We start from the raw sequence: 20,395 nt of genomic DNA on the forward strand, positions 1-20,395 counted from the left end.
GGTCCGATACTCGAAAGAGGCGTCACAGCGCGCGCCAGCGGTCGATCCCGCCACCGACGACCAGCACGAGACCCACCAGCGAGAATCCGAGGTGGGCCTCTCCGAACCAGAAGGGCGTCGACGGGACGGCCGCGCGCAACACCGTCATCCCCAGCGAGAGCCCGGGCACGTCCCCGCCCGGCGCGTCCGGCGTCGCCGTCGGCGTCCGACCGTCTGTCTCTCCCGCGGCCTCTCCGCCGGGGTAGCGCTGCCCGCCGACGCGCTCGCCCTCGGGCAACCGTTCGGCCTCGTAGGGGATTGGGGACGTGTCCGGTGTTTCCCTGCTCCAGACGACGGTGCCGTTCGGGCTGATCTCGAAGATGCGGGTGTTGAGCGTGTCGGTCACCAGCGTGTTGCCGTTCGACAGCCGGTCGGCGTCTCGGGGCCAGTCCAGCCGGATACCGCCCGCTCGCTCCAGGGTCCAGGCGGGCTCCCACTCGCCGCTCTCGGTCCGGTGGAGTTCGACGACGCGGTGGTTGTCGCTGTCGGCGACCAGCACCGCGCCGTCGCCGAGCCACTGGGGATTGTGCTGGTGGTTCAACACGTCGGGGTCGCCACAGCGCACGTCGCCGTCGGCGTCGGGGACGAGCTGTTCGCCCCGGACGAGACAGCTGTCGTCGCTGCCGCCGCGGTCGGCGTTGATCACCTCGACGGCACCCGCGCCGCGCTCGACGACGACGAGCTGGTTCGCGTTGCGCACCGAGACGAGGTAGTGGCTCTCGTTGATCACGTCCACGTCGTTGACGTGGAGCCAGTCGCGGCGGGTCGGGTCCTCTGGGGCGGTGTACAGCTCGCTGGCTCGCCACTCCCAGGTCACCTCGCCGTTCCGGACGGCGACGAGGCGCTCGGCGTCCATGTCGGTCATGAGGTACTCGCCCGAGGGGAGTCGTTCCACGTCGTGGACCTCGCTGTTGCCCTGGCTGCGAACCGGGACGGCGTGCTCCGAGACGACCGTCGGACCGCCGTCGGCGTCGGGGTCGATGACCCGAAACCCGGTCTTCGTACAGGGCGTCTCGTAGGGACCACAGCCGTCCTCGTAGCCAGAGTGCATGAACCCGGCCATCACCGACCCGTTCGGGAGCATGGTCACGTCGAAGTAGCTGTCGGCGCTGTCCTCGCGCCAGGCGATCTCGTCGCTGTCGACCAGATAGACGCTGCCGTGGTCGTGCCAGCCGGTGCCACCGCCCTGTGAGCCGACGAGCGTCTGTCGCTCGTCGCCGTCGGTCACGCTCCGGTCGGGCGCGGTCACGGCACCGACGGCGAGTGTGCCGACGATCACCAGCACGCCGAGGCCGACGAGCGCGAGTCCGCGAGCCCTGCGGTCCATTGGGTCGGCGTGCGCGGAGCGCGAGCAAAAGCGTTCCGCCACGGATCCGACAACAGTTAGATCCCCCCGGGAGTGGGTGAGGTATGCTGCAAACGGTACCGGAGCTGTTCGTCCGAGTGGTGGGGACCGATCCGGTAATCCAGGGACTGGCCGGTGGGATCGTCATCGCCGCGATGAACCTCCTGGGAGCGTCGCTCGTGCTCGTGTGGCGCGATCCGTCGGAGCGGGCCTTGGACGGCGCGCTTGGCTTTGCCGCGGGCGTCATGCTGGCGGCGGCGTTCACGAGCCTCATCATCCCCGGCATCGAGCAGTACTCCGGCGGGGACCCGCTCCCGACGCTGGCCGGCGTCGTCCTCGGTGCCCTCTTTCTCGATCAGGCAGACCGGTTCGTCCCCCACGCCCACTACCTCCTGACCGGCAGCCGCCGGACCGACGCCGCGGACCCGACTGATCGGCTCCCCGCCGTCGACGAGCGACTCGGCGCGGTCGTCCTGTTCGTGCTGGCGATCACGCTGCACAACATGCCGGAGGGACTGGCCGTCGGCGTGGGCTTTGGCTCGGGCAACGTCGAAGAGGCGATCCCGCTGATGATCGCGATCGGGATCCAGAACGTGCCCGAGGGGCTGGCCGTCTCCGTGGCCGCGATCAACGCCGGACTGGATCGTCGCGCCTACGCCGTCTTCGCCGGGATCCGGTCGGGCGTGGTCGAGATCCCCCTTGCGGTGATCGGAGCGGTCGCGGTCAGCGTCGTCGCACCGCTGCTCCCCTACGCGATGGGCTTTGCCGCGGGCGCGATGCTGTTCGTCATCAGCGACGAGATCGTCCCCGAGACGCACACGCGAGGGTACGAGCGCGTCGCGACGCTGGGGACGATGGCCGGCGTGGTCGTGATGCTGTACCTCGACATCGCGCTGGGATAGTCGGACAGACTCGCCCGAGCGCCGACGGCGAGGGCTGCGAGCGTGACTCTCTGCCGTGCCGCGAGCGAGCCACGATGCTTTTGTAGCTGACCGGTGTGGGTCTACACATGGGATTTGGTAGCTACGACGAGTCCGAACAGAAGGATCAGGACAACGACATCGACGAGGACGAGGCCGTCAACGTCCACAACAACGACCACGACGGCGACGTCAGCTTCGAGTCCGACGCCGATCAGGACGAGCTGATCGGCCGCCTCGACGAGATGCGCGACGAAGAGTAAAGACCGTTCTCACACTGTCGGCCGCCAGTCTGGGGCGACCGTCGCCATTCGGGCTGGCGACTATCGTGACGCGACGACAGCCGACAGCCGCTGTCATCCGTCCGGGCGCGAGTTCGAGGGAGCCGAAAACCACAATCCATACCACACAGCCCCCGAGAGCTACCGGTATGGAACTCGGTGTTATCGGACTCGGGCGGATGGGACGGATCGTCGTCGACAGGACACTCGCAGCCGGCCACGACGTGGTCGCGTTCGACATCTCCGGGGAGGCCGTCGCCGACGCGGCCGAGGCGGGCGCGACGCCGGCCGACTCGATCGCGGACGTGGCCGACCAGCTCGGCGCGGAGAAGCGCATCTGGCTGATGGTCCCGGCCGGCGACCCGATCGACGCCGCGCTGGACGAACTCGACGGACTGGTCGACGCCGACGACGTGATCGTCGACGGCGGCAACTCGAACTTCCACGACACGCTCCGGCGCGCCGAGCGCACCGACGCCGCCTACGTCGACTGTGGCACCTCCGGTGGCCCCGCCAGCGCCGAAGACGGGTTCTCGCTGATGGTCGGCGGTCCAGAGTGGGCCTACGAGGCACTGGTACCGGTGTTCGACGCGGTCGCGACCGGACCGGCGGGCCACGACCGCATGGGTCCGACCGGCAGCGGCCACTACGTGAAGATGGTCCACAACGGCGTCGAGTACGCCCTGATGCAGGCCTACGGCGAGGGGTTCGAGCTGCTTGCCAACGGACGCTTCGACCTCGATCTCGAATCGGTCGCGCGCACGTGGAACAACGGCGCGGTCATCCGCTCGTGGCTGCTGGAACTCTGTGAGGAGGCCTTCCGCGAGGAGGGCACCGACCTCGGAGACGTGGCCGACCGCGTCGAGGGCGGCTCGACCGGCACCTGGACCGTCCAGGAGGCCCTCGAACAGGAGGTGCCGACGCCGCTGATCTACCAGGCGCTGGCCGAGCGGTTCTCGTCGCGATCGACCGACGGCGACGACCCCGGTCGCTTCGCCCGCCGGCTGGCCAACCGGCTCCGCTACGGGTTCGGTCGTCACGACGTGCCCCGCCGCGAGGAGTAAAGACCGGGACAGTGCAGTCGTGTACCGAGAGGCGGTGAGCTACGAGACCGTGACCGTTACCTCGTGGATCTCGTGGGCGGCCAGCGTCGAAGTCGTGTCCGGCCCGTCGTAGACGACGCTGATGCGGTCGCCCGGCTGTGTGTCGACGGTGATCGAGTCTCCGGCGACCACCTCGCCGTCGTCACCGCTGACGGCACCGCCGCCGTCGGCCCAACCGACGCTCCGCTCGGCGACGACGACCCTGAGCTGGCTCGCCGGGATCGAATCGCCCATCTCGTGACGGATCGTCGTCGTCGTTGTCGAGTCGTCGTAGTCGAAGTCGAACGACACCGTGGGTGTCGTCTGGGCGGCCTCGTCCCCGACGCCGAGGACGAACGACGCGAGCACCGCCGCGAGAACGACCAACACCACGAGCAACACGGCCAAGAGGACGACGCCGACGGCCAGCCCGACCAGTATCTTGCCGCCGGTTCCGAGTTCGTTCCACGACTCGCGTATTCCCATACAGTTGGTCCCGAGAGTTCCTATTTTAATTTTGCTTCTTATAGCGGCGTTTCAGCCGCTTTTTGACAGTAGCTGGCAACCACGAGAGGATGAGCCACACAAGATTGTCGAGACTCTGGCCGTCGGAGTGGGGTGCAGTGCTCCCCCTCACGCGAGGTGCTGGTAGCATCGGGGGCTTAAGAGCTCCCGACTCGCAAGCCCACCGAGGGGTACCCGTTTCAGCTGTTGAGTACCGTCGGAACGAACGAGTACGCGATGACGAGGACGGTGATAATTAGCAGGAAGATATCGAGGCCACTCTCACCTAGTATTCCCATTGTCAGGATCGCGAGACCAATCCCAGCCATGGCAGTCCGGATTGCCCGAAGGTGAGCCTGCAGTGACGCGTCAGATTCCGTCATTGCCGTTTCACTCACTCCCAACAGTTATGAACAGTTCGACTCAGTACCCCGGTAGATCCTTTCTGGGGTCGACCGAGTCTGCGATACTCCAAGCCTTCCTGGCCTCGGTGTTCAGTCCGACGGAAATTCCTCCCTTTCCACCACTGATGTCGCTAATCGCCCCCGAAGGACTGATAGACAGGGTGTGATTATAGGAGCCCCAGAGAGTCGACGGTACTTTGCCATCTCGCAGGCGGAACACGCCGCTAAGGGTCGCTGCAGCTTGCGGGAGTGAGGTTTCTTCTCCCCGACCGTAGTGGTCCTTAATGTTCACAGTACCGGCGAGAGCATCATCTCCGACATCATCTGATGTAAACCGTGCGCTGTGATCCTTGCTTGCCCTGACGACGGGGTTTCCTACAGCCGCCCAATCGGAATTGTTGTATCCAACACCGATTGCGTCATCACACCAGAAGGCATGCCCCGCTGTTAGCTTTTGGTCACGGAGAGCCATGCCGACAGAAACCTTTACTTTGTCGTCACTCCCGTCGACATTGTGCTGACTGACGAACAGTTTGGAATCCGTGTTTTCTGGATCTCCGTATTTGTATTCAGGACTGACGCGGCCTGCATCGTCGTCCTCCTCCGTCAGCGTCTCTGGATCGGTCTGTACGTTGAAGTCGTTGTGCGACTTGACAGTTGGATCCTCGATACCGAGGTCTTCCAGGTTTGCCCGGGCACCAGCAGCACCGTCCTGAATTATGCCCCGGTGAAACGCTTTATTGACCTTCTGTTTGGAGAGTCCGTGTGTACGCCGGGCGGCGCTAACGGTTCCGACGGTACTCAGAGCTGCGATCGATCCTGCTGCCATTCGAATGAAATTCCGTCTATCTCGCATTGCGTCTCCGCAGACGTGTCTATTAATTATATTTTTTTGGTAACACTTTCTAACATTTTCTACCCTCTAATATTAGAAAAGATACTAGTAGTGGCGGGCCCCTGCGGGCTGATACTGCCGGCTGTAAGTCTGTAAAGAATATTGCGACCCCGTGGTCGCGAATATCTTGAAACAGTTACAGCCGGCAGTATGAATAGCCGCTGCGTCGGTCTGTGGAAGGCCATCAGCGAATGGGCCCGAAGCTCTGCTCAGGGAAGCACAAGTGCCGGCAACGACGCGGGCGACAGCGCCGCCACACCAGCGACGCCCCTGAACAGATTAACGTCTCCCTTGCCGTTATGCCTGCTTGCTACTGTCGGGAATCGACCGACGTGCCACTTCAGTGTCGTACGAACTCCTCTCACCTCGTGTGGTTGTCCCGAAGACGGGCACCAGCGGCCAGCCAAAACAACAGCTAAATAAGCCAGTGCTCCAAAGCTTCGCGCATGGTAGAACCAGTGAGTGTCGCCGCTGGGGCCGTGCTCACCATCGTCGTCGTCGCGGTCCACTACAGCTCGGGCACGGGCTGGGAACCGAGCGAGGATATCTCCCAGAACGTGATCGAGAAACGAGCGGCGACGGTGCCGGAGACGGACTTCCCAGAGCCGTACAACCGCTCGATCGGCGGTGGCGGCAGCGCGGCGGCGATCCCGGCGGGCGAAGAGGGCGCAGAGCTCGAAGAGGGCGCAGAGGAGGCAGACGACGGATTCGACCCCGACGAGATCGCCGACGACGAGGTCGAGTACTACGAGATCGAGTTCGCCAAGGAAGGCGAGACGATCGAGGTCGCGAACAACGAGACCATCCTGGACGCTGGCGAAGACGAAGGATGGGACATGCCCTACGCCTGTCGACAGGGCCAGTGTGTCTCCTGTGCCGGCCAGATCACCGACGGTGCCGCCAGCGACTACATCCGCCACAGCCAAAACGAGTCGCTGTTCGACGACGACATGGAAGAGGGCTACTGCCTGACCTGCGTCGCCTACCCGACCGACGAGTTCACCATCGAGACCGGCGAACAGCCCTAACGGGACGCGACACTTCTCCGCGACCGTGCGATTCGAGAGTAACGACTGTCCGAAGCGCGGCCGTAGTGATCAGACCGACAGCTACCCCGAGATACAAGCCTGCGGCGTCCACAGTGACCGGTATGACCGAGTGGATCGGCGAGACGTTCACGAGCGACGCGGGCTGGAGACACCTCACCGAACTGGTCGATACGGGCACCCGGATGGCCGGCAGTGAAGGGGAACGGGCGGCCGCCGAGGCGACGCGGGATGCCCTCGCAGAGTACGCCCGCGACGCCGGGCTGTCCGCGTTCGACATCCAGGGCTGGGAGCGCGAGGCGAGTGCGATCACGGCCGACGGCGAGACCGTCGCCAGCGACGACCGGGCGGTGATCGCGCTCCCGCGCTCGCCGGCCGGTTCGGTGACCGGCCGGCTGGTCGACGCCGGTCACGGCCTGCCCGAGGAGTTCGCCGAGGCGGACTGCGAGGACGCAGTGGTGATCGCGCGCTCGGACGTGCCCGACTGGTACGACCGCTACATCCACCGCCGAGAGAAGTACTATCACGCGGTCGAGGCGGGAGCGGCAGCGTTCGTCTACGTCAACCACGTCGAGGGGATGCTCCCGCCGACCGGCAGCGTCGGCACCCCCGAGGAACCGATCGGCGACGTGCCGGCCGTCGGCGTCGCTCGCGAGACCGGCGCGCGCCTCGCACGCCGATACGAGGGCGAGACGGCGACCGTCAGCGTCGACTGTACGACGCCGGACGCGACGAGCCAGAACGTCCACGCCGAACTCGGCCCCGACACCGACGAGGCGGTGCTCGTGACCAGCCACGTCGACGCCCACGACATCGCGGAGGGGGCGATGGACAACGGCGCGGGGACGGCGACGGTCGTCGAGGTCGCGAAGGCCCTCGCCGCTCGCGAGGGCGAGCTGGACACGCGCGTGGAGTTCGTCGCCTTCGGTGCCGAGGAGGTCGGGCTCGTGGGATCGAGCCGGCTGGCCGACGAGACCGACCTGGAAGACGTGAAGGCGGTCCTGAACCTCGATGGCGTCGTCCGCGGCCGCACGCTCCAGTGTTACACCCACGGCTTCGACGGTCTGATCGAAGCCACCGAGGCCGTCGCCGACCGGCTCGACCACCCGATAACGACCTCGCCGACGATGAACCCCCACAGCGACCACTGGCCCTTCGTCCAGTGGGGCGTCCCCGGCATCCACGTCATGAGCGAGACCGACGGCGAGGGCCGGGGGTGGGGCCACACCCACGCCGACACGCTGGACAAGCTCGAACCCAGGACACTTCGCGAGCAGGCCGTGCTCCTGACGGAACTGGCGGTCGAACTGGCCGACGAGGAGCGGGCGCTACCACGGAGAGACACCGCCGAGATCGCGACGGCACTCGAAGAGCAGGATCTCGCGGAGGGTATGCAGGTTGTCGGCGACTGGCCCTACGACGACTGACAGCGTCGCTACGCACCGATCGACCGCGTCGGGACGGCGAGCAGGAAGAGCACGCCACGGACTATCGGCGTCTCAACTACGGCCACCGAACGGCGAGTACAGCGCTGCGATCGATGCCCTCGTCGTTACGGATCACATCGACAGCGGAATTATATCCTCACTGGGAACCTATATATCGTTCGAGCGAGTTCGTAATATAATGAACGAGCGCACCGGCAAGGCGGTGGCGTTCCTCGGGCTTAGCGGATCAATATCATTTTTGCGGATCGTTCCCACGGTCGAATCCGCCGCGCATCTCTCAGCTATCGCGTGGGTGCCGGAGGTGACTCTCGGTCTGCTGTGGGCAGCGACAGGTGTCGTCGGTGCCCTGGGTGAACTGACCAGTTCGGACGCTGAGTATCGTGACAGCGGTCAGTTGCCGAGTTACGTCTGGGGGTGGGCCAGCCTACTCGTCGCAATGTTCGTCGTCGGCCTCGGGTTCGGCTATCTCACAGAGGATTACCTGCGATTCGGAGCTGAGTTAGTTGCTCCGATCGGTGCTCTGATCACGTACCTCGTGATCCGGCATCGTTGACGCCTGGAGGGGAGCGACCCTCTGGCTGCCCTCTTCATTTCGGCCAGTTCGACGTGTGCGCACAGAATGTTACTCTGCAGTCTCTTTCAGTCGTCGTCCCCGACCTCCGCATCCACCTGCGAGCGGCGTTCGGTGGCGCGCCGGACGAACTCTTCGGGGAGTTCGTCGATCTCGCCGGCCTGGACGGCCCAGAGGTTGGCGTACAGGCCGTCCTCGGCGAGCAGGTCGTCGTGGGAGCCGCGTTCGACGACCGAGCCGTCTTCGAGGACGACGATCTGGTCGGCGTCCTTGACCGTCGAGAGGCGGTGGGCGATGGTGAAGGTGGTTCGGTCGGCGGTGAGCCGGTCCAGCGAGCGCTGGATCAGCATCTCCGTCTCCGTGTCCACGTCGCTGGTGGCCTCGTCGAGGACGAGAATCTCGGGGTCTTTGAGGATCGCACGGGCGATGGCGACGCGCTGGCGCTGGCCGCCCGAGAGCTTGACGCCGCGTTCGCCGACCATCGTGTCGTAGCCGTCGGGGAGGTTCTGGATGTAGCCGTGGGCCTCGGCGGCCTTGGCCGCCTCTCGGATCTCCTCGTCGGTGGCGTCGAAGCTCCCGTAGGCGATGTTGTCACGGACAGTGCCGTGAAAGAGGAACGTCTCCTGGCTGACGTAGCCGATCGCGTCCCGCAGGCTCGGGATGGTCACGTCGCGCACGTCCTGGCCGTCGATCCTGACCGCGCCGTCGTTCACGTCGTACATCCGCATCAGGAGCTTCATCACGGTCGACTTGCCCGCGCCCGTCGGCCCGACGAGTGCGAGCGTGTCGCCGCCGTCGACGGTGAAAGACACGTCGTCGAGGATGACCTCGTCGTCGGCGGGATCGGTTCCCTCCCCGCTCGACTGTTCGGAGACGCTCTGCGTCTCCCCGTAGCCGAAGGTGACCCCGTCGTACTCGACTTCCCCGTCGGTGACCGCCAGCTCCTCGGCGTCGTCGGTCTCCTCGATGAGGCTGGGCGTGTCCATCAGACCGAAGATGCGCTCGGCCGATGCGTAGGCCCGCTGATACATGTTGATGATCTGTCCGAACTGTGCCATCGGCCAGATGAACCGCTGTGAGAGGAGGATGAAGACGACGAACTCTCCCTCGGAGAGCGTCCCGGTGAAGATCCACGGCCCCTCGCCGCTGTACACCCAGAGCCCGCCGACGAGGAAGGTGACGACGAAGCCCACGCCAGCGAGGACGCGCAGTCCCGGGAAGAACTTGATCCGGGTCGTGATCGCGCCCCAGTTCGCGTCGAAGTAGTCGCGGGAGGTGTCCTCGACGCGATCGGACTCGTAGCCTTCGGTGCTGTAGGTCTTGATGACCTGCACGCCGCCGAGGTTGTTCTCCAGCCGGGAGTTGAGCTGGCCGACAGAGGAGCGCACGTCGGCGTACTTGGGCTGGATCGCCTTGATGAATCGGTAAGTGAAGAACGCGATGGCCGGGACGATCACCAGCGTCAGGAGTGCGAGCTGCCAGTTGTAGTAAAAGAGGATCGCCGAGATCCCCAGGACCATCACCGACAGCCGGAACGCCGAGTTCATCCCGTCGTTGAGGAACCGTTCGAGGCGGTTCACGTCGTTCGAGAGGACCGACATCATCTCGCCGGTCTGCTTGTCGGCGAAGAAGTCCATGTTGAGCCGCTGCATCCGGTCGTAGGTGTCGGTCCGGACGGCGTGTTGGATGCGCTGGGCGAAGGCGTTCCACCCCCAGTTTCGGGTCCAGTGAAAGCCAGCGCCGAGGATGAACGCGCCAGCGATGATGCTCGACGCGAGTATCACCTGGGACTCGGGATCAGAGGCGTACGCCGATAGATCGACTGGACCGAGTGCGAACGGGCGGTCGTTCCGAAAGATCGCGTCGACGGCGACGCCGAGCAACACCGGCGGCAACAAATCGAGCAGTCGCGCGGCGATACTACTCAGTAGGCCGACCGTGAACGCGCCGGTGTTGTCCCGGCCGTATTCGGCGAACAGCCGGCGCATCGGGTGATCGACGTTTTCGCGAACGTCCTCGAAGGCGTCGTCGTCCCCGGCGTCGACATCCATGCTCGCTTATCAATGGTGCTGGCCTCAAAAGGTCGTCGTATGGGAGAAAGGCAGCGGGCACAGCAAGCACGTGAGGGGCCACTACGGCAGTCACGCGGAGAAACCAGTGTCACGGTCGTGTGCCCGTTATCATTCGAGATAGAGTGAGGGAACGTGTTAACTTGCTCTTGGGACAACGAAGGGTAATGAATTTGGCACCCGTCGCAACGATTCTCGTTGTCGACGATAGCGATTTCTTCCTCGAAATAACGTCGGAGACGCTCGAAGAGAAACACGGCCTCAACACGCGGACGGCGAGTACCGGATCGGAAGCGTTAGCAGTGATGCGCGACCAGCAGATCGACTGCGTCGTGAGCGATTACGAGATGCCATCGATGGACGGGCTGGAACTCCACAAGGCGATTGACGCGGAGTTCGACGTCCCGTTCATCCTGCTCACCGGTCAGGGTGACGAGACGGTCGCGAGCGAAGCGATCGGTGCCGGGATCGACGATTACCTGTTAAAAACCCGCATCATCGACGGGGAACAGCTCCAGTTACTCGCCAATCGAATCGACAACGTCGTCTCCCAGTATGAGGCCCGCCGCAAGTACGAACAACTGGTCGACAACACGCCGGACGAGATCGTGGAAGTCACGTCCGATGGAATGATCCTGTCCGCGAACACGTCGATGGCCAGTTCACACGGAATGACTCGGGAGCAGGTGATCGGCGAGCGGCTGTCGTCGGTCATCGATCCCGACGTGGCGGCCAGGCGTCTGGAGTACGGCCACCGCGCGACCACTGCCGGAAGCGCCGTAACCTTTCAGGACAATATCGGCGTCCGCCAGTTTCACAATATCGTTACACCACGCAGGGAGACAGCCGATCACGAAACGGTCCAGTTCATCTCCAGAGATATCACCCAGCAGAAGCGACACGAACAGCAACTGGAGACGAAAACCGAAGAGCTGGCACTCATCAATCGCCTCGTTCGTCACGACATCAACAACGATGTCCAGCTTCTCATGGGATGGGCAGGGGCCGTCGCTCCCCACGTCGACGAGGACGGTGTCGAGTATCTCGAACGCATTCAGGACACCTGTGACCACATCGCGGAGCTTACGGCAAACGTCGGTGCGTTCACCGATGCGCTGGAGGAGAGCGGCGCGGTCGATTTCACTCCGATCGAACTCTCCGACGTGATCGCAAGCGAAGTCACCAAGTCCCAGCGCAGGTTCGAAGACGCGACCATCCGTGTAGAGGGGGCGCTTCCAACCGTCACCATCGAGGCGAACGGAGCGGTTCAGGCGGTGTTCGGGAACTTACTCTCGAATGCAGTCCATCACAACGAGACGGACGATCCACATATCACCGTGACCATGACAGTAACGGACACCGTTGCCCGCGTGACTGTTGCGGACAACGGTCCTGGTATCTCGGACGAGTTCAAACCAAGCGTCTTCGACAAAGACGAGATGGGGAAGAAGAGTGACGGAACCGGCATCGGACTGTATCTCGTCGAAACGCTCGTCGAGCAGTACGGGGGCGATATCTGGATCGATGACAACGATCCTCGGGGAGCGGCGTTCACAGTCGAATTGCCGAGATCTGACCTCGCCACCTAGGTTCGAGAACGGCAACAGCGACCGTCGACCCACAGATCACGAGGCGGCGGTGACGTTCGGGAGCCGCAGTCGGTCGCCGACGGAGACGCCGGTCTCGTTGGTCCAGCCGCGATTGACCTCCAGGACGTACTTGCCCTCACCCGGATACCGGCGCTCGTACTCGCCCTCGGGGACCGGCGCGTGGTGGATCCGGGTGACCGTCCCGTTGGCGGCGACGTAGACGATGTCCAGCGGGAACGACATCTCTCGCATCACGAACGCGTGCTCGCCGATTTCGGGAAAGACGAACAGCATCCCCTCGTCGACGGCCAGCGACTCGGTGTCGCTCAGCCCGGTGATGCGTTCGCTGCTGTTGTCTGCGATCGCCACCGAGACGGTCCCCAGCGGCGCACAGTCGTCGTCCAGTGCGGTCACGGTCGCGTTGTCCGGCGACGGCGTCCCCGTCGGCCCTGCGGGACACTCCGGCGTGGATGCCGTCGCCTGCTGATCGCCGGCTGCCTCGTCGCTCACCGCGTCGTCGCTCGTCTCGCCGGAAATCAACAGTCGGTCGCCGACGGAGACGCCGGTCGCGTTGGTCCAGCCGCGATTGACCTCCAGGACGTACTTGCCCTCACCGGAGTACTCCCGCAGGTCGCTCTCGCTGGCTCCGTCGGCCGGTGTTGGCGCGTGGTGGATCCGCGTGATCGTCCCGTTCTCGGCGACGAAGACGATGTCCAGCGGGAACGACATCCGGCGCATCACGTAGCCGTGCTGGTCCTGTCGGTCGTGGACGAACAGCATCCCCTCGTCGACGGCCAGCGAGTCGGTCCGGCTGAGCCCGACGAGTCGCTGCTGCCACGTGTCGGCGATGCGGGCGTCGACCGCGCCGAGTTCCGTCCCGCCCTCGTCGACGACCGTCACCGTCGTCCGCTCGTAGCTCCCCGGATCGACGAACTGGAGCCAGACGCCCGACCAGACGACGAGCGCTCCGACGACGAGGAGCCCGATAGTCCCCCCGACGACCGCTGTCGACCGCTCCATGTTCGACCCCTGGGGTGTGATCCGGGTAACGCTGTCGCCTCCAGAGAGAAAGGGTTATTTCCCCGCATCGTTTCTCTGCCGGTGTCGGGCCCGTGGTCTAGTGGTTATGACGCTTCCCTTACAAGGAAGAGGCCGGTGGTTCAAATCCGCCCGGGCCCATTCTGCTGCGAACGACGGTGAGCAGCGAATGGCAGACGCGAATTTGCACCAGAGAGAGAAGCGACCGTCAGCGAGCGGACCGACCGTGGTTCACATCGCACCGGCGACGCCGCTGCCGATCGCGGCCCCACACTCGCCACAGGCGACGAGGTAGAACCGCTTGGAGGCGGTGAAAAAGCCCGTCGTCGAGTCCATGTCGACGAACTCCACGTCGTCTTGCTGGTCGAGCGTCGCCTCGCACTCGGGACAGTGGGCCATCAGACCGCACCTCCGTTCGACTTCGCACCGGCGACGCCGCTGCCGATCGTCAGCCCGCAGGCGGCGCAGTTGGCCGTGTAGAACCGCTTGGAGGCTTTGATGAATCCGGTCGTCGCGTCGGTCTCGGCGAACTCGATGTCGTCGGCCGTTTCGAGTGGCGTCTGGCATTCAGGGCAGTGTACCATGCGACCGGGCCTGCGCCGGCCTGCGGTAAATACTTCGTGGTGAGTGTCACCACGAGACGTTTGTCCCGCGAAGTCGTAGGGAAGGACATGCCCACCTGCTACGCTGCGCTGGACGATCGGTTGCTGGTGATCGAGGACGACGACTGGATGGCCCGGGAGCGACCCGTGGCGCACTCACTGGAGTGTGTCGCCGCCGCGCCGGAGCGTCCTGAGCGGGTCTTCGTCGGGACCGTCGACGCAGGCCTCCAGTGCAGTACCGACGGCGGCGACAGTTGGACCACCGGGCTGGACACCGGCGACCGGGTGACTGCCGTGACGGTCAGCCCGCACGATCCCGGCGTGATCTGGGCCGGGACCGAGCCCTCGCGGGTGTATCGATCGATCGACGGCGGCGACTCCTGGAGCGAGCGGCCCGGGTTGCAGTCCCTCCCCTCGGCGTCGCGGTGGTCGTTCCCGCCGCGGCCGGACACCCACCACGTACGCTGGATCGCCGTCGACCCGGCCGATCCCGACCGCCTCTACGTCGCCATCGAAGCGGGCGCGCTCGTCCGGACAGACGACGCGGGCGAGAGCTGGGAGGATCATCCGGACGGAGCGCGGCGAGACAACCACACGCTGGGCACGCACCCCGACGCGCCCGAACGCGTCTACACGGCGGCCGGCGACGGCTACGCCGAGTCGCGAGACCGCGGCGATACGTGGTCGTTCCCCCAGTCGGGACTCGATCACCGCTACGTCTGGGGACTGGCAGTCGGCGCGGACCCAGACGACGTCGTGGTGTCGGCGGCCACCGGTGCCCGCGATGCACACAGCACGGAGGGCGAGTCCTCCGTCTATCGGCGGACCGACGACGGCTGGGAGCGGGCGATGTCGGGACTACCAGACCCCGACGGGCTCGCGCGGGCGGTGCTGGCCGCCCACGACGGACAGTTCTACGCCCTGACGAACCACGGGCTGTTCGCGAGCGACGACGGGAGGGCGTGGTCGGCGCTGGGGCTGGCCTGGCCCGACGAGTATCGACAGCTCCCCCGCGGGCTGGCCGTCGTCTGATCGCGACGCACCGAGGGGGCGTCGAAGAGAGGGCCACCACTATGTGTTTGCCACTTGATGATCAAACTGTATGTCAGAAGAGACCATCCACGAGTCCAGCGAGACGCGCAGTCGACGCGGTATCGCGTCGTACTTCCGGCGGCTCGCCCGCAGGTTCGCCACGGGCGAGCCCGCACCGGCCGACGAGGAACAGACGGTGACGGTGTCGGCACCGCCGGAGGCCGACCTGGAGACCGAAGTCGAGCGCGAGGGCGAGCGACTGAACCTCGAAATCGAGGTGGCCTGGACCGAGGACGGTGACGATGTCGACACCGACGCGGCCGCGAGCAAGGCGACGTTCGAGCTGTTCGAGGACAGCGCCGAGGAGTGGCGCTGGCGGCTCGTCCACGACAACGGCAACGTCATCGCCGACGGCGGCGAGGGGTACGCCTCGGCCCAGAAGGCAGAGCAGGGGTTAGAGAGCGTCCGCTCGAACGCGCCGGGCGCGAACGTGATCGACCAGTCGAAAGACGACGAGAGCCAGGACGGCGGGAGCGACGCGACGTTCGAGCTGTTCGCGGACAGCGCCGGCCAGTGGCGCTGGCGGCTCGTCCACGACAACGGGAACATCATCGCGGACGGCGGACAGGGGTACTCCTCGAAGCAGAAGGCCAAGCAGGGACTGCGAAGCGTCAAGCAGAACGTCCGAGGAGCACAGGTCGAGCGCGAAGAGTAGGGCGACCGCCGGGTCCGCTCAGAACGGGAGCCGACGCCGGAGCCCGCCGACGAGTCGCTTGCGCCGTACGATCGCTTCGCCGCCGGCCCAGCTCACCCCGAGCAGGCCCGCCCCAATGAGGAAGGCCGCGTCCCACGAGGAGAGCCAGACCGGACGGAACCACGGCATGTAGTGACCCCACAGCTGTGCGAGGGCGTTCGCGGGCCCGGACAGCAGCGTCCCCGAGAACGTCGCCTGAAGCCGGGACGGGAAGTCGAGGTTGTCGCCGGTACCGGGGCGCAGGCCCGCACTGCCGGAGAGGTCGTAGCTGCCGGTGGCGTTTTGCTGGCGGATCGTCGGGCCGTTGGACTCGTCGCCGGTCCCCAGTCGCTCTGCGTCGTACGGTCCCCAGGTGGCGTAGTACTCCCAGACGATCTCGCCGGTCGGCGTGACCTCGATCACGCGGTGGTTGAGGCTGTCGACGATCAGCGTGTTGCCGTTGGGGAGGCGATCGGCGTCCCGCGGCCACTTGAGCGAGCCCGTCCCGACCTCCCAGGTCCGTTCCCACGAGCCGTTCAGGCGAGCGTACTCGACGACCCGATCGTTGCCGCTGTCGGCGACCAGCATCGTCGGCGTCCCGTTCTCGCCGACGAGGTAGTCGGGATTGTGCTGTTCGGTGAGCACCGAGTAGTCGTCGTCACGACCCAGTCGCCGGACGATCTCGCCGGACCGTCGATCGACGACGATCGCCTGATCGAAGTTGCGCGGCGACAGGAGCAAGCGATGCTCGCCGACCTGGTCCACGTCGTTGAGGTGGCTCCAGTCGGCGTTCATACCGCCGTCGGTGTCGTTGTCGAAGTGCTCGCGGAGCCGCCAGCGCCAGGTGATCTCGTCGGTCGTCAGGTTGTAGACCACCACCTCGTCGTTGCTGACCTCGCTGGTCTCGTTCCAGGCCCGCATGTGGCCGATCACGAGTTCGTCCTCGCTGAGCATGTCGGCGTCGTGGGTGTCTTCGAAGGGGAAGCGCCGTTCCCAGACGCGCTCGTTGGTCTCGGGGTTCAGCTCGTAGATCAGCGTCTCGCCGCTGCGAGGCGAGACGACGAGCAGGTTCCCGTCGTCGAGCGGATCGACGTCGAAGAACCAGGCACCGGACCCCTGACGGCTCTGGTAGGTCCAGTCCGTGCCAGCACGTTCGTCGGCCGCGATCAGTCGAGCGGGCTTCTTGTCGTTGACCGAGCCCTCGAAGGTGTACCCCTGGACGCTGACGATCGTCGTGTTGTCGGCCGGCTGGGTCACCGTCCCGCGCTGGAGAGTGGTGTTGTCTGCCGGCGTGGACGTCGCTACGTTGGCTGCGACGACCGCCAGCAAGAGACAGATCGTCGCCAGCAGCGCGAACCGAATCCAGTCGGCGGCAGTAGCGTTCGCACGCGCTCGTGCGACGCAATCGGTCAGTCCTGTCCCGATCCGTCGACAGGAGGCGAGCAAGCCGTCGGAGAACACGGGGACGCCTACACCGACGGCACGTCTATACCTTTCGACTCCCCCGGCACCTCGCGGTCGCCCTCGGCGGCGATCAGGACAGGAAGCGCTCGGCCGCGTGGTCGAGTTCGCCGACGGGGTCGTCCTGTGATCCGTTCTCGTAGATGCGCCACTCGATGCCGGCGCGTTCGGCGGCGTCGAAGACGGCGTCGTAGTCCACGTCGCCCGTGTCGAAGGCGGCGTGGGCCGGTTCCGCGGCGTCGACGTGCGTGTCCGTGCAGTGCAGCAGGTCGATCCGGTCGGCGTGGCTGTCGATCACCGCGGCCGCGTCGACACCGGCGTAGGTCGCCAGCCCGACGTCGAGTTCGAAGGCGACACTGTCAGTCTCCTCGACGAGCACGTCGAAGGCCGTCCGACCGTCGACCTCGGCGAACTCGGCGTCGTGGTTGTGATACAGGAGCGGGTAGTCGTAGTCCGCGAGCCGGTCGGCGAGCCCGTCGAGGCGGCGGGCCGTCTCGCGGACGCGCTCGACCGTGCCGAACGACTCGCTGTCGAGATAGGGAACCACGAGCCGTTCGGTCCGGAGCGAGCGGTACTGCTCGACGGTCGCCGCCAGATCGTCTTCGAGGGCGTCGACGGGGACGTGTGCGGCCGGCACCGCGAGGCCGGTCTCGTCGAGTGCCGTCCGGACGGCCTCGGGATCCGCCTCGGGGACGCGGTAGGCGTACTCGACGCCGTCGAAGCCGGCCCCGGCGACGCGATCGAGGAGTTCGGGGACGGAACAGTCCATGTCACGGAGCGTGTACAGCTGGATGGCACTGGCCATTGACAGAGAGGAGAGAGGGGATCGCCTTCAGCGTTGGTCTACGTGTCACGCGAGCGACTAGCTCGGCGTCACTCGGCGGGCGTCGCCGGGTCGCGGCGCGTCTCGACGATTTCGAGATCGCCGTCGACGACGACGGCGAGCCGGTCGCCGTCGCGGGTCACGTCGACGCGGAGCCGCCAGGGATCCTCCTCGACGACGGTGACCGGGTGGTCGTCGACACACCAGTCGAGTCGCCAGTAGGGCGTCTGTGCGAGGTCGACGCCGTGGTCCTCGTAGAAGCTCACGACGGGCGACTGGTCGAGGAGCCCCAGTCCGACCGCCGAACAGAGTTCGTGGGCACACTGCCGACAGCGGTGGGTCGCCCGCACCGAGACGCCCAGACAGCAGTCCTCGCCGCGTCCGATCGTCGTCGCCATGCGGCCGTTACACTCCGGACAGACGCCGTCCTTGGCGAGACAGTGGAGGTGGCGCACGCGCTGGTCGAACGCGGACAGGATCTCCGCGTCGGTCCGGTCGTGGAGTCCCCCCGGCGGGAACGGATACTCGCCGTGGCCGTGCTCACACGCCGGGCAGGTGATCGACAGCTGTTCGTCGACGTAGTGAGCCGACAGGGTCGCGCCACAGCGGACGCACGGATCGTCGATCTCGATCTCGCGTTCCGGATGCTGGGTGAACGAGCCGGCGAAGATAGCCTGGACGATCCGCTCGCCCGCGGTCCGGAGCTCGTACCCGTCGTCGGTCTTGCGGACGAACTGGTCGGTCAGCTTCCCGAGGTGGTAGTTGAACTGCGCGCTGTCGGTCATCCCGACTGCTGCCCGGATCTCGGAGAAGGCGGCCGGCTCGTCGAGTCGCCACAGCGCTTCGAGGATCGAGAGGCGCGTCTCCTCGCCGACGATCGCGAAGGCGTCGGCCGGTGCGAGACAGTCCTCACAGTCCCGAAGATCGTCTGCCCTGCTCATACCCGACCGACGAGAGCGACGAAGTAAACTGTTCGCCAAAGCGGTTTTTTGTAGCACAGCTGTCAGGACCCGGGACGGTGCCGCCAGAACAGCGCCGCCCGACGAGGGCGCGGGCCGAGAACGGTCGATTTATCTCCGGTCCCCACGACGATGTGGGCATGAACGTCAAGTCGCGCCACCACCTCAGGGCCGACGAGATCGACGCCATCGAGGAGTCCGTGGCCGCGAACCTCGGCGTGGAGCTGGACGCCGACACCTTCGAGAAAGTGGAGTTCGAGGACAGCGACTGGGACGTGGTGCTGGTCGACGGCGACCCGCTCGTGCTGTACGTCGAAGGCGAGCCGTTCCTCACCGTCGAGGGACTCAACGCGTACCCGCCGACAGACCACGTAGTCACCGTCGACAGCGGCGCGATCTCGTTCGTCTCTGACGGCGCAGACGTGATGCGGCCCGGCATCACCGAGGCCGACGACGGCATCGCTGCGGGCGATCTCGTCGCGATCAACGAGGAATCACACGGGAAGTTCCTCGCCGTCGGGCGCGCGAAGGCGAGCGGCGACGGGATGGTCGGCGACAGCGGGAAGGTCGTCGAGTCGATCCACCACGTGGGTGACGACCTCTTCGAGTTCTCCGTCTGATCCGGACGGTCACGGACGAGCGAAGCGAAACAGAAGCAGTGCCGTCAGTTCGGGGAGCCCCGCAGGTCCGGAGAAGCTATTTCCGCGTCGTGGTCGTGTGCAGCGTATGGAGACAGCGACGCGACTGTACGACCGCATCGACGCGTGGTTGCGGGACCTATCTCGCGTGCCGTACGCGGCGATACTGGGGACGGCGACGGGACTCGGTGTCCTCGTCGTCGGGGCGGTGTTGGGCAGCGGATTGCTCGTCGTACAGGCCGTCACGATGGCAGTCGTCGTGTTCGGGTTAGAGTGTGTGTTCGGGCTCCACCAGACCGACGAGTGACGGAGTCGGGCGTCGTCAGAGAGACCGTCGGGGCGGAGCGACGACCACCGCTGGCGCTCTCGCGGACAGTGGCGACGTGAGCGGCGACCGGGAGCGGCGTCTGAGCGGTAGCTTTATGCAGATGTAAAGTATGCTTTACTGTAAAGGGTGCTTTACACCCTCGATACCCATGAGAGAGGAACTCACCGCCAGACAGCGAGTCGAGAAGCGCGAGCAGTACAGTCAGTGGATCAATAGGTCGGTCGGTTTCGGCGTGCTGAGCTTCTTCGTCGCGACCGCGCTGTGGATGCTGACCGACAGAGCCGTGGTACTCTTCGCGGGACTGGGACTGTACTGGCTGGGCTGTCTCGGGATGGCCGTCGGGTACTGGCAGTCGCCGGTGTCGGTCGGCGACGAACTCGAACGGCGGATGGAGCGCGAGGCGAGTCAGACGACGTTCCTGTTCGTCACCGTCGTGACGATACTCGGTCTACCGGCGGACGTCGTCCTCTCGACGACCGGCGTCTACACCGCTCCCGCCGCCGTCCGGGGTGCCCTCTGGGGGTACCTCCTGTTGATCCTCGTGTTCGGAGCCGTCCACTGGTTCGTGAAGCGACAGTACGAGTGAGC

Annotated in this window: 22 protein-coding genes, 1 tRNA gene and 1 pseudogene; 13 read left to right on the top strand and 11 right to left on the bottom strand. The window is 65.6% G+C overall.

Annotated features, from left to right (window positions below; all coding sequences use genetic code 11):
* Window positions 1-22: 22 nt before the first annotated feature.
* Complete coding sequence (locus HMUK_RS01875; protein WP_012807934.1) at window positions 23-1,366, bottom strand: aryl-sulfate sulfotransferase; 1,344 nt, start codon at window positions 1,364-1,366, stop codon at window positions 23-25.
* An 83-nt stretch (window positions 1,367-1,449) separates the two neighbouring features.
* Here HMUK_RS01875 and HMUK_RS01880 point away from each other — a divergent pair, with 83 nt between their 5' ends.
* From HMUK_RS01880 to HMUK_RS01890, 3 genes are all read left to right on the top strand, one after another.
* Window positions 1,450-2,286 carry a ZIP family metal transporter gene (locus tag HMUK_RS01880; RefSeq protein ID WP_012807935.1) on the top strand — a complete coding sequence of 279 codons (837 nt, stop codon included), beginning with the start codon at window positions 1,450-1,452 and terminating at the stop codon, window positions 2,284-2,286.
* 107 nt (window positions 2,287-2,393) lie between these two features.
* Window positions 2,394-2,567, top strand: a complete 174-nt coding sequence (locus HMUK_RS01885) for a DUF5786 family protein (protein ID WP_012807936.1) — start codon at window positions 2,394-2,396, stop codon at window positions 2,565-2,567.
* Window positions 2,568-2,734: 167 nt separating this feature from the next.
* Window positions 2,735-3,649 carry a decarboxylating 6-phosphogluconate dehydrogenase gene (locus HMUK_RS01890; RefSeq protein ID WP_012807937.1) on the top strand — a complete coding sequence of 305 codons (915 nt, stop codon included), beginning with the start codon at window positions 2,735-2,737 and terminating at the stop codon, window positions 3,647-3,649.
* Window positions 3,650-3,688: 39 nt separating this feature from the next.
* Here HMUK_RS01890 and HMUK_RS01895 read toward each other — a convergent pair whose 3' ends face one another.
* Together HMUK_RS01895 and HMUK_RS16955 are read right to left on the bottom strand one after the other, a co-directional pair.
* On the bottom strand, window positions 3,689-4,153 hold the full coding sequence (locus tag HMUK_RS01895; RefSeq protein ID WP_012807938.1) for a type IV pilin: 465 nt from the start codon (window positions 4,151-4,153) through the stop codon (window positions 3,689-3,691).
* Window positions 4,154-4,594: 441 nt separating this feature from the next.
* Window positions 4,595-5,404 (bottom strand): hypothetical protein, encoded by an 810-nt coding sequence (locus HMUK_RS16955; RefSeq protein ID WP_126967191.1) that lies wholly within the window; start codon window positions 5,402-5,404, stop codon window positions 4,595-4,597.
* Window positions 5,405-5,916: 512 nt separating this feature from the next.
* On the opposite strand from HMUK_RS16955, the gene HMUK_RS01910 reads away from it, so the two are divergent.
* From HMUK_RS01910 to HMUK_RS01920, 3 genes are all read left to right on the top strand, one after another.
* Window positions 5,917-6,498, top strand: a complete 582-nt coding sequence (locus tag HMUK_RS01910; protein WP_012807941.1) for a 2Fe-2S iron-sulfur cluster-binding protein — start codon at window positions 5,917-5,919, stop codon at window positions 6,496-6,498.
* Between the two features lie 122 nt (window positions 6,499-6,620).
* Window positions 6,621-7,943, top strand: a complete 1,323-nt coding sequence (locus tag HMUK_RS01915) for a M28 family peptidase (RefSeq protein ID WP_012807942.1) — start codon at window positions 6,621-6,623, stop codon at window positions 7,941-7,943.
* A gap of 199 nt (window positions 7,944-8,142) precedes the next feature.
* Complete coding sequence (locus tag HMUK_RS01920; protein WP_012807943.1) at window positions 8,143-8,517, top strand: hypothetical protein; 375 nt, start codon at window positions 8,143-8,145, stop codon at window positions 8,515-8,517.
* A gap of 86 nt (window positions 8,518-8,603) precedes the next feature.
* Here HMUK_RS01920 and HMUK_RS01925 read toward each other — a convergent pair whose 3' ends face one another.
* Window positions 8,604-10,586: an ABC transporter ATP-binding protein gene (locus tag HMUK_RS01925; RefSeq protein ID WP_012807944.1), complete on the bottom strand. Its 1,983-nt coding sequence runs from the start codon at window positions 10,584-10,586 to the stop codon at window positions 8,604-8,606.
* A 119-nt stretch (window positions 10,587-10,705) separates the two neighbouring features.
* Here HMUK_RS01925 and HMUK_RS01930 point away from each other — a divergent pair, with 119 nt between their 5' ends.
* Window positions 10,706-12,193 carry a response regulator gene (locus HMUK_RS01930; RefSeq protein ID WP_226928635.1) on the top strand — a complete coding sequence of 496 codons (1,488 nt, stop codon included), beginning with the start codon at window positions 10,706-10,708 and terminating at the stop codon, window positions 12,191-12,193.
* A gap of 36 nt (window positions 12,194-12,229) precedes the next feature.
* Here the strand turns inward: HMUK_RS01930 and HMUK_RS18105 are convergent, their stop codons facing one another.
* Window positions 12,230-12,703, bottom strand: coding sequence for a DUF192 domain-containing protein (locus HMUK_RS18105; protein ID WP_394324819.1), 474 nt, complete (start codon window positions 12,701-12,703; stop codon window positions 12,230-12,232).
* A gap of 21 nt (window positions 12,704-12,724) precedes the next feature.
* Window positions 12,725-13,213 (bottom strand): annotated as a pseudogene (locus tag HMUK_RS18110) (DUF192 domain-containing protein); the annotation flags it as partial.
* A gap of 86 nt (window positions 13,214-13,299) precedes the next feature.
* Here HMUK_RS18110 and HMUK_RS01940 point away from each other — a divergent pair.
* Window positions 13,300-13,372, top strand: a tRNA-Val gene (locus tag HMUK_RS01940).
* 90 nt (window positions 13,373-13,462) lie between these two features.
* Here the strand turns inward: HMUK_RS01940 and HMUK_RS17430 are convergent.
* Together HMUK_RS17430 and HMUK_RS01945 are read right to left on the bottom strand one after the other, a co-directional pair.
* The gene (locus HMUK_RS17430; RefSeq protein ID WP_012807947.1) at window positions 13,463-13,630 is read right to left on the bottom strand and encodes a hypothetical protein; all 168 of its coding nucleotides are present in this window, start codon (window positions 13,628-13,630) and stop codon (window positions 13,463-13,465) included.
* Window positions 13,630-13,815 (bottom strand): hypothetical protein, encoded by a 186-nt coding sequence (locus HMUK_RS01945; protein ID WP_012807948.1) that lies wholly within the window; start codon window positions 13,813-13,815, stop codon window positions 13,630-13,632. The genes HMUK_RS17430 and HMUK_RS01945 overlap by 1 nt, the downstream gene beginning before the upstream one ends.
* An 87-nt stretch (window positions 13,816-13,902) precedes the next feature.
* On the opposite strand from HMUK_RS01945, the gene HMUK_RS01950 reads away from it, so the two are divergent.
* Together HMUK_RS01950 and HMUK_RS01955 are read left to right on the top strand one after the other, a co-directional pair.
* A complete protein-coding gene (locus HMUK_RS01950) occupies window positions 13,903-14,865 on the top strand; it encodes a WD40/YVTN/BNR-like repeat-containing protein (protein ID WP_012807949.1) in 963 nt (320 codons plus the stop codon).
* A gap of 70 nt (window positions 14,866-14,935) precedes the next feature.
* A complete protein-coding gene (locus HMUK_RS01955) occupies window positions 14,936-15,580 on the top strand; it encodes an HVO_2922 family protein (protein WP_012807950.1) in 645 nt (214 codons plus the stop codon).
* Between the two features lie 18 nt (window positions 15,581-15,598).
* On the opposite strand, the gene HMUK_RS01960 is transcribed toward HMUK_RS01955, so the two are convergent.
* From HMUK_RS01960 to HMUK_RS01970, 3 genes are all read right to left on the bottom strand, one after another.
* Complete coding sequence (locus HMUK_RS01960) at window positions 15,599-17,059, bottom strand: aryl-sulfate sulfotransferase (RefSeq protein ID WP_012807951.1); 1,461 nt, start codon at window positions 17,057-17,059, stop codon at window positions 15,599-15,601.
* Window positions 17,060-17,132: 73 nt separating this feature from the next.
* Window positions 17,133-17,864 carry a sugar phosphate isomerase/epimerase family protein gene (locus HMUK_RS01965; RefSeq protein WP_012807952.1) on the bottom strand — a complete coding sequence of 244 codons (732 nt, stop codon included), beginning with the start codon at window positions 17,862-17,864 and terminating at the stop codon, window positions 17,133-17,135.
* Between the two features lie 68 nt (window positions 17,865-17,932).
* The gene (locus HMUK_RS01970; RefSeq protein ID WP_012807953.1) at window positions 17,933-18,823 is read right to left on the bottom strand and encodes a winged helix-turn-helix domain-containing protein; all 891 of its coding nucleotides are present in this window, start codon (window positions 18,821-18,823) and stop codon (window positions 17,933-17,935) included.
* A 158-nt stretch (window positions 18,824-18,981) separates the two neighbouring features.
* On the opposite strand from HMUK_RS01970, the gene HMUK_RS01975 reads away from it, so the two are divergent.
* The 3 genes from HMUK_RS01975 to HMUK_RS01985 all read left to right on the top strand — a co-directional run bounded on the left by HMUK_RS01975 (window position 18,982) and on the right by HMUK_RS01985 (window position 20,393).
* On the top strand, window positions 18,982-19,461 hold the full coding sequence (locus HMUK_RS01975; protein WP_012807954.1) for an RNA-binding protein: 480 nt from the start codon (window positions 18,982-18,984) through the stop codon (window positions 19,459-19,461).
* Window positions 19,462-19,567: 106 nt separating this feature from the next.
* Window positions 19,568-19,786, top strand: coding sequence for a hypothetical protein (locus HMUK_RS01980; protein ID WP_012807955.1), 219 nt, complete (start codon window positions 19,568-19,570; stop codon window positions 19,784-19,786).
* Window positions 19,787-19,955: 169 nt separating this feature from the next.
* Window positions 19,956-20,393: a hypothetical protein gene (locus tag HMUK_RS01985; RefSeq protein ID WP_012807956.1), complete on the top strand. Its 438-nt coding sequence runs from the start codon at window positions 19,956-19,958 to the stop codon at window positions 20,391-20,393.
* Window positions 20,394-20,395 lie beyond the last annotated feature (2 nt).

The sequence above is a fragment of the Halomicrobium mukohataei DSM 12286 genome, assembly GCF_000023965.1.
GTDB lineage: Archaea > Halobacteriota > Halobacteria > Halobacteriales > Haloarculaceae > Halomicrobium > Halomicrobium mukohataei.

What these genes read in the sequence shown, in the direction of transcription:
- HMUK_RS01950 (WP_012807949.1), top strand. Translation starts at nt 13,903, where the DNA reads ATGCCCACCTGCTACGCTGCGCTGGACGATCGGTTGCTGGTGATCGAG.
- HMUK_RS01885 (WP_012807936.1), top strand. Translation starts at nt 2,394, where the DNA reads ATGGGATTTGGTAGCTACGACGAGTCCGAACAGAAGGATCAGGACAAC.
- HMUK_RS01965 (WP_012807952.1), bottom strand. Translation starts at nt 17,864, where the DNA reads ATGGCCAGTGCCATCCAGCTGTACACGCTCCGTGACATGGACTGTTCC.
- HMUK_RS01915 (WP_012807942.1), top strand. Translation starts at nt 6,621, where the DNA reads ATGACCGAGTGGATCGGCGAGACGTTCACGAGCGACGCGGGCTGGAGA.
- HMUK_RS01895 (WP_012807938.1), bottom strand. Translation starts at nt 4,153, where the DNA reads ATGGGAATACGCGAGTCGTGGAACGAACTCGGAACCGGCGGCAAGATA.
- HMUK_RS01970 (WP_012807953.1), bottom strand. Translation starts at nt 18,823, where the DNA reads ATGAGCAGGGCAGACGATCTTCGGGACTGTGAGGACTGTCTCGCACCG.
- HMUK_RS01880 (WP_012807935.1), top strand. Translation starts at nt 1,450, where the DNA reads ATGCTGCAAACGGTACCGGAGCTGTTCGTCCGAGTGGTGGGGACCGAT.
- HMUK_RS01975 (WP_012807954.1), top strand. Translation starts at nt 18,982, where the DNA reads ATGAACGTCAAGTCGCGCCACCACCTCAGGGCCGACGAGATCGACGCC.
- HMUK_RS01985 (WP_012807956.1), top strand. Translation starts at nt 19,956, where the DNA reads ATGAGAGAGGAACTCACCGCCAGACAGCGAGTCGAGAAGCGCGAGCAG.
- HMUK_RS16955 (WP_126967191.1), bottom strand. Translation starts at nt 5,404, where the DNA reads ATGGCAGCAGGATCGATCGCAGCTCTGAGTACCGTCGGAACCGTTAGC.
- HMUK_RS01945 (WP_012807948.1), bottom strand. Translation starts at nt 13,815, where the DNA reads ATGGTACACTGCCCTGAATGCCAGACGCCACTCGAAACGGCCGACGAC.
- HMUK_RS01890 (WP_012807937.1), top strand. Translation starts at nt 2,735, where the DNA reads ATGGAACTCGGTGTTATCGGACTCGGGCGGATGGGACGGATCGTCGTC.
- HMUK_RS01955 (WP_012807950.1), top strand. Translation starts at nt 14,936, where the DNA reads ATGTCAGAAGAGACCATCCACGAGTCCAGCGAGACGCGCAGTCGACGC.
- HMUK_RS01910 (WP_012807941.1), top strand. Translation starts at nt 5,917, where the DNA reads ATGGTAGAACCAGTGAGTGTCGCCGCTGGGGCCGTGCTCACCATCGTC.
- HMUK_RS01925 (WP_012807944.1), bottom strand. Translation starts at nt 10,586, where the DNA reads ATGGATGTCGACGCCGGGGACGACGACGCCTTCGAGGACGTTCGCGAA.
- HMUK_RS01980 (WP_012807955.1), top strand. Translation starts at nt 19,568, where the DNA reads ATGGAGACAGCGACGCGACTGTACGACCGCATCGACGCGTGGTTGCGG.
- HMUK_RS01920 (WP_012807943.1), top strand. Translation starts at nt 8,143, where the DNA reads ATGAACGAGCGCACCGGCAAGGCGGTGGCGTTCCTCGGGCTTAGCGGA.
- HMUK_RS01875 (WP_012807934.1), bottom strand. Translation starts at nt 1,366, where the DNA reads ATGGACCGCAGGGCTCGCGGACTCGCGCTCGTCGGCCTCGGCGTGCTG.
- HMUK_RS17430 (WP_012807947.1), bottom strand. Translation starts at nt 13,630, where the DNA reads ATGGCCCACTGTCCCGAGTGCGAGGCGACGCTCGACCAGCAAGACGAC.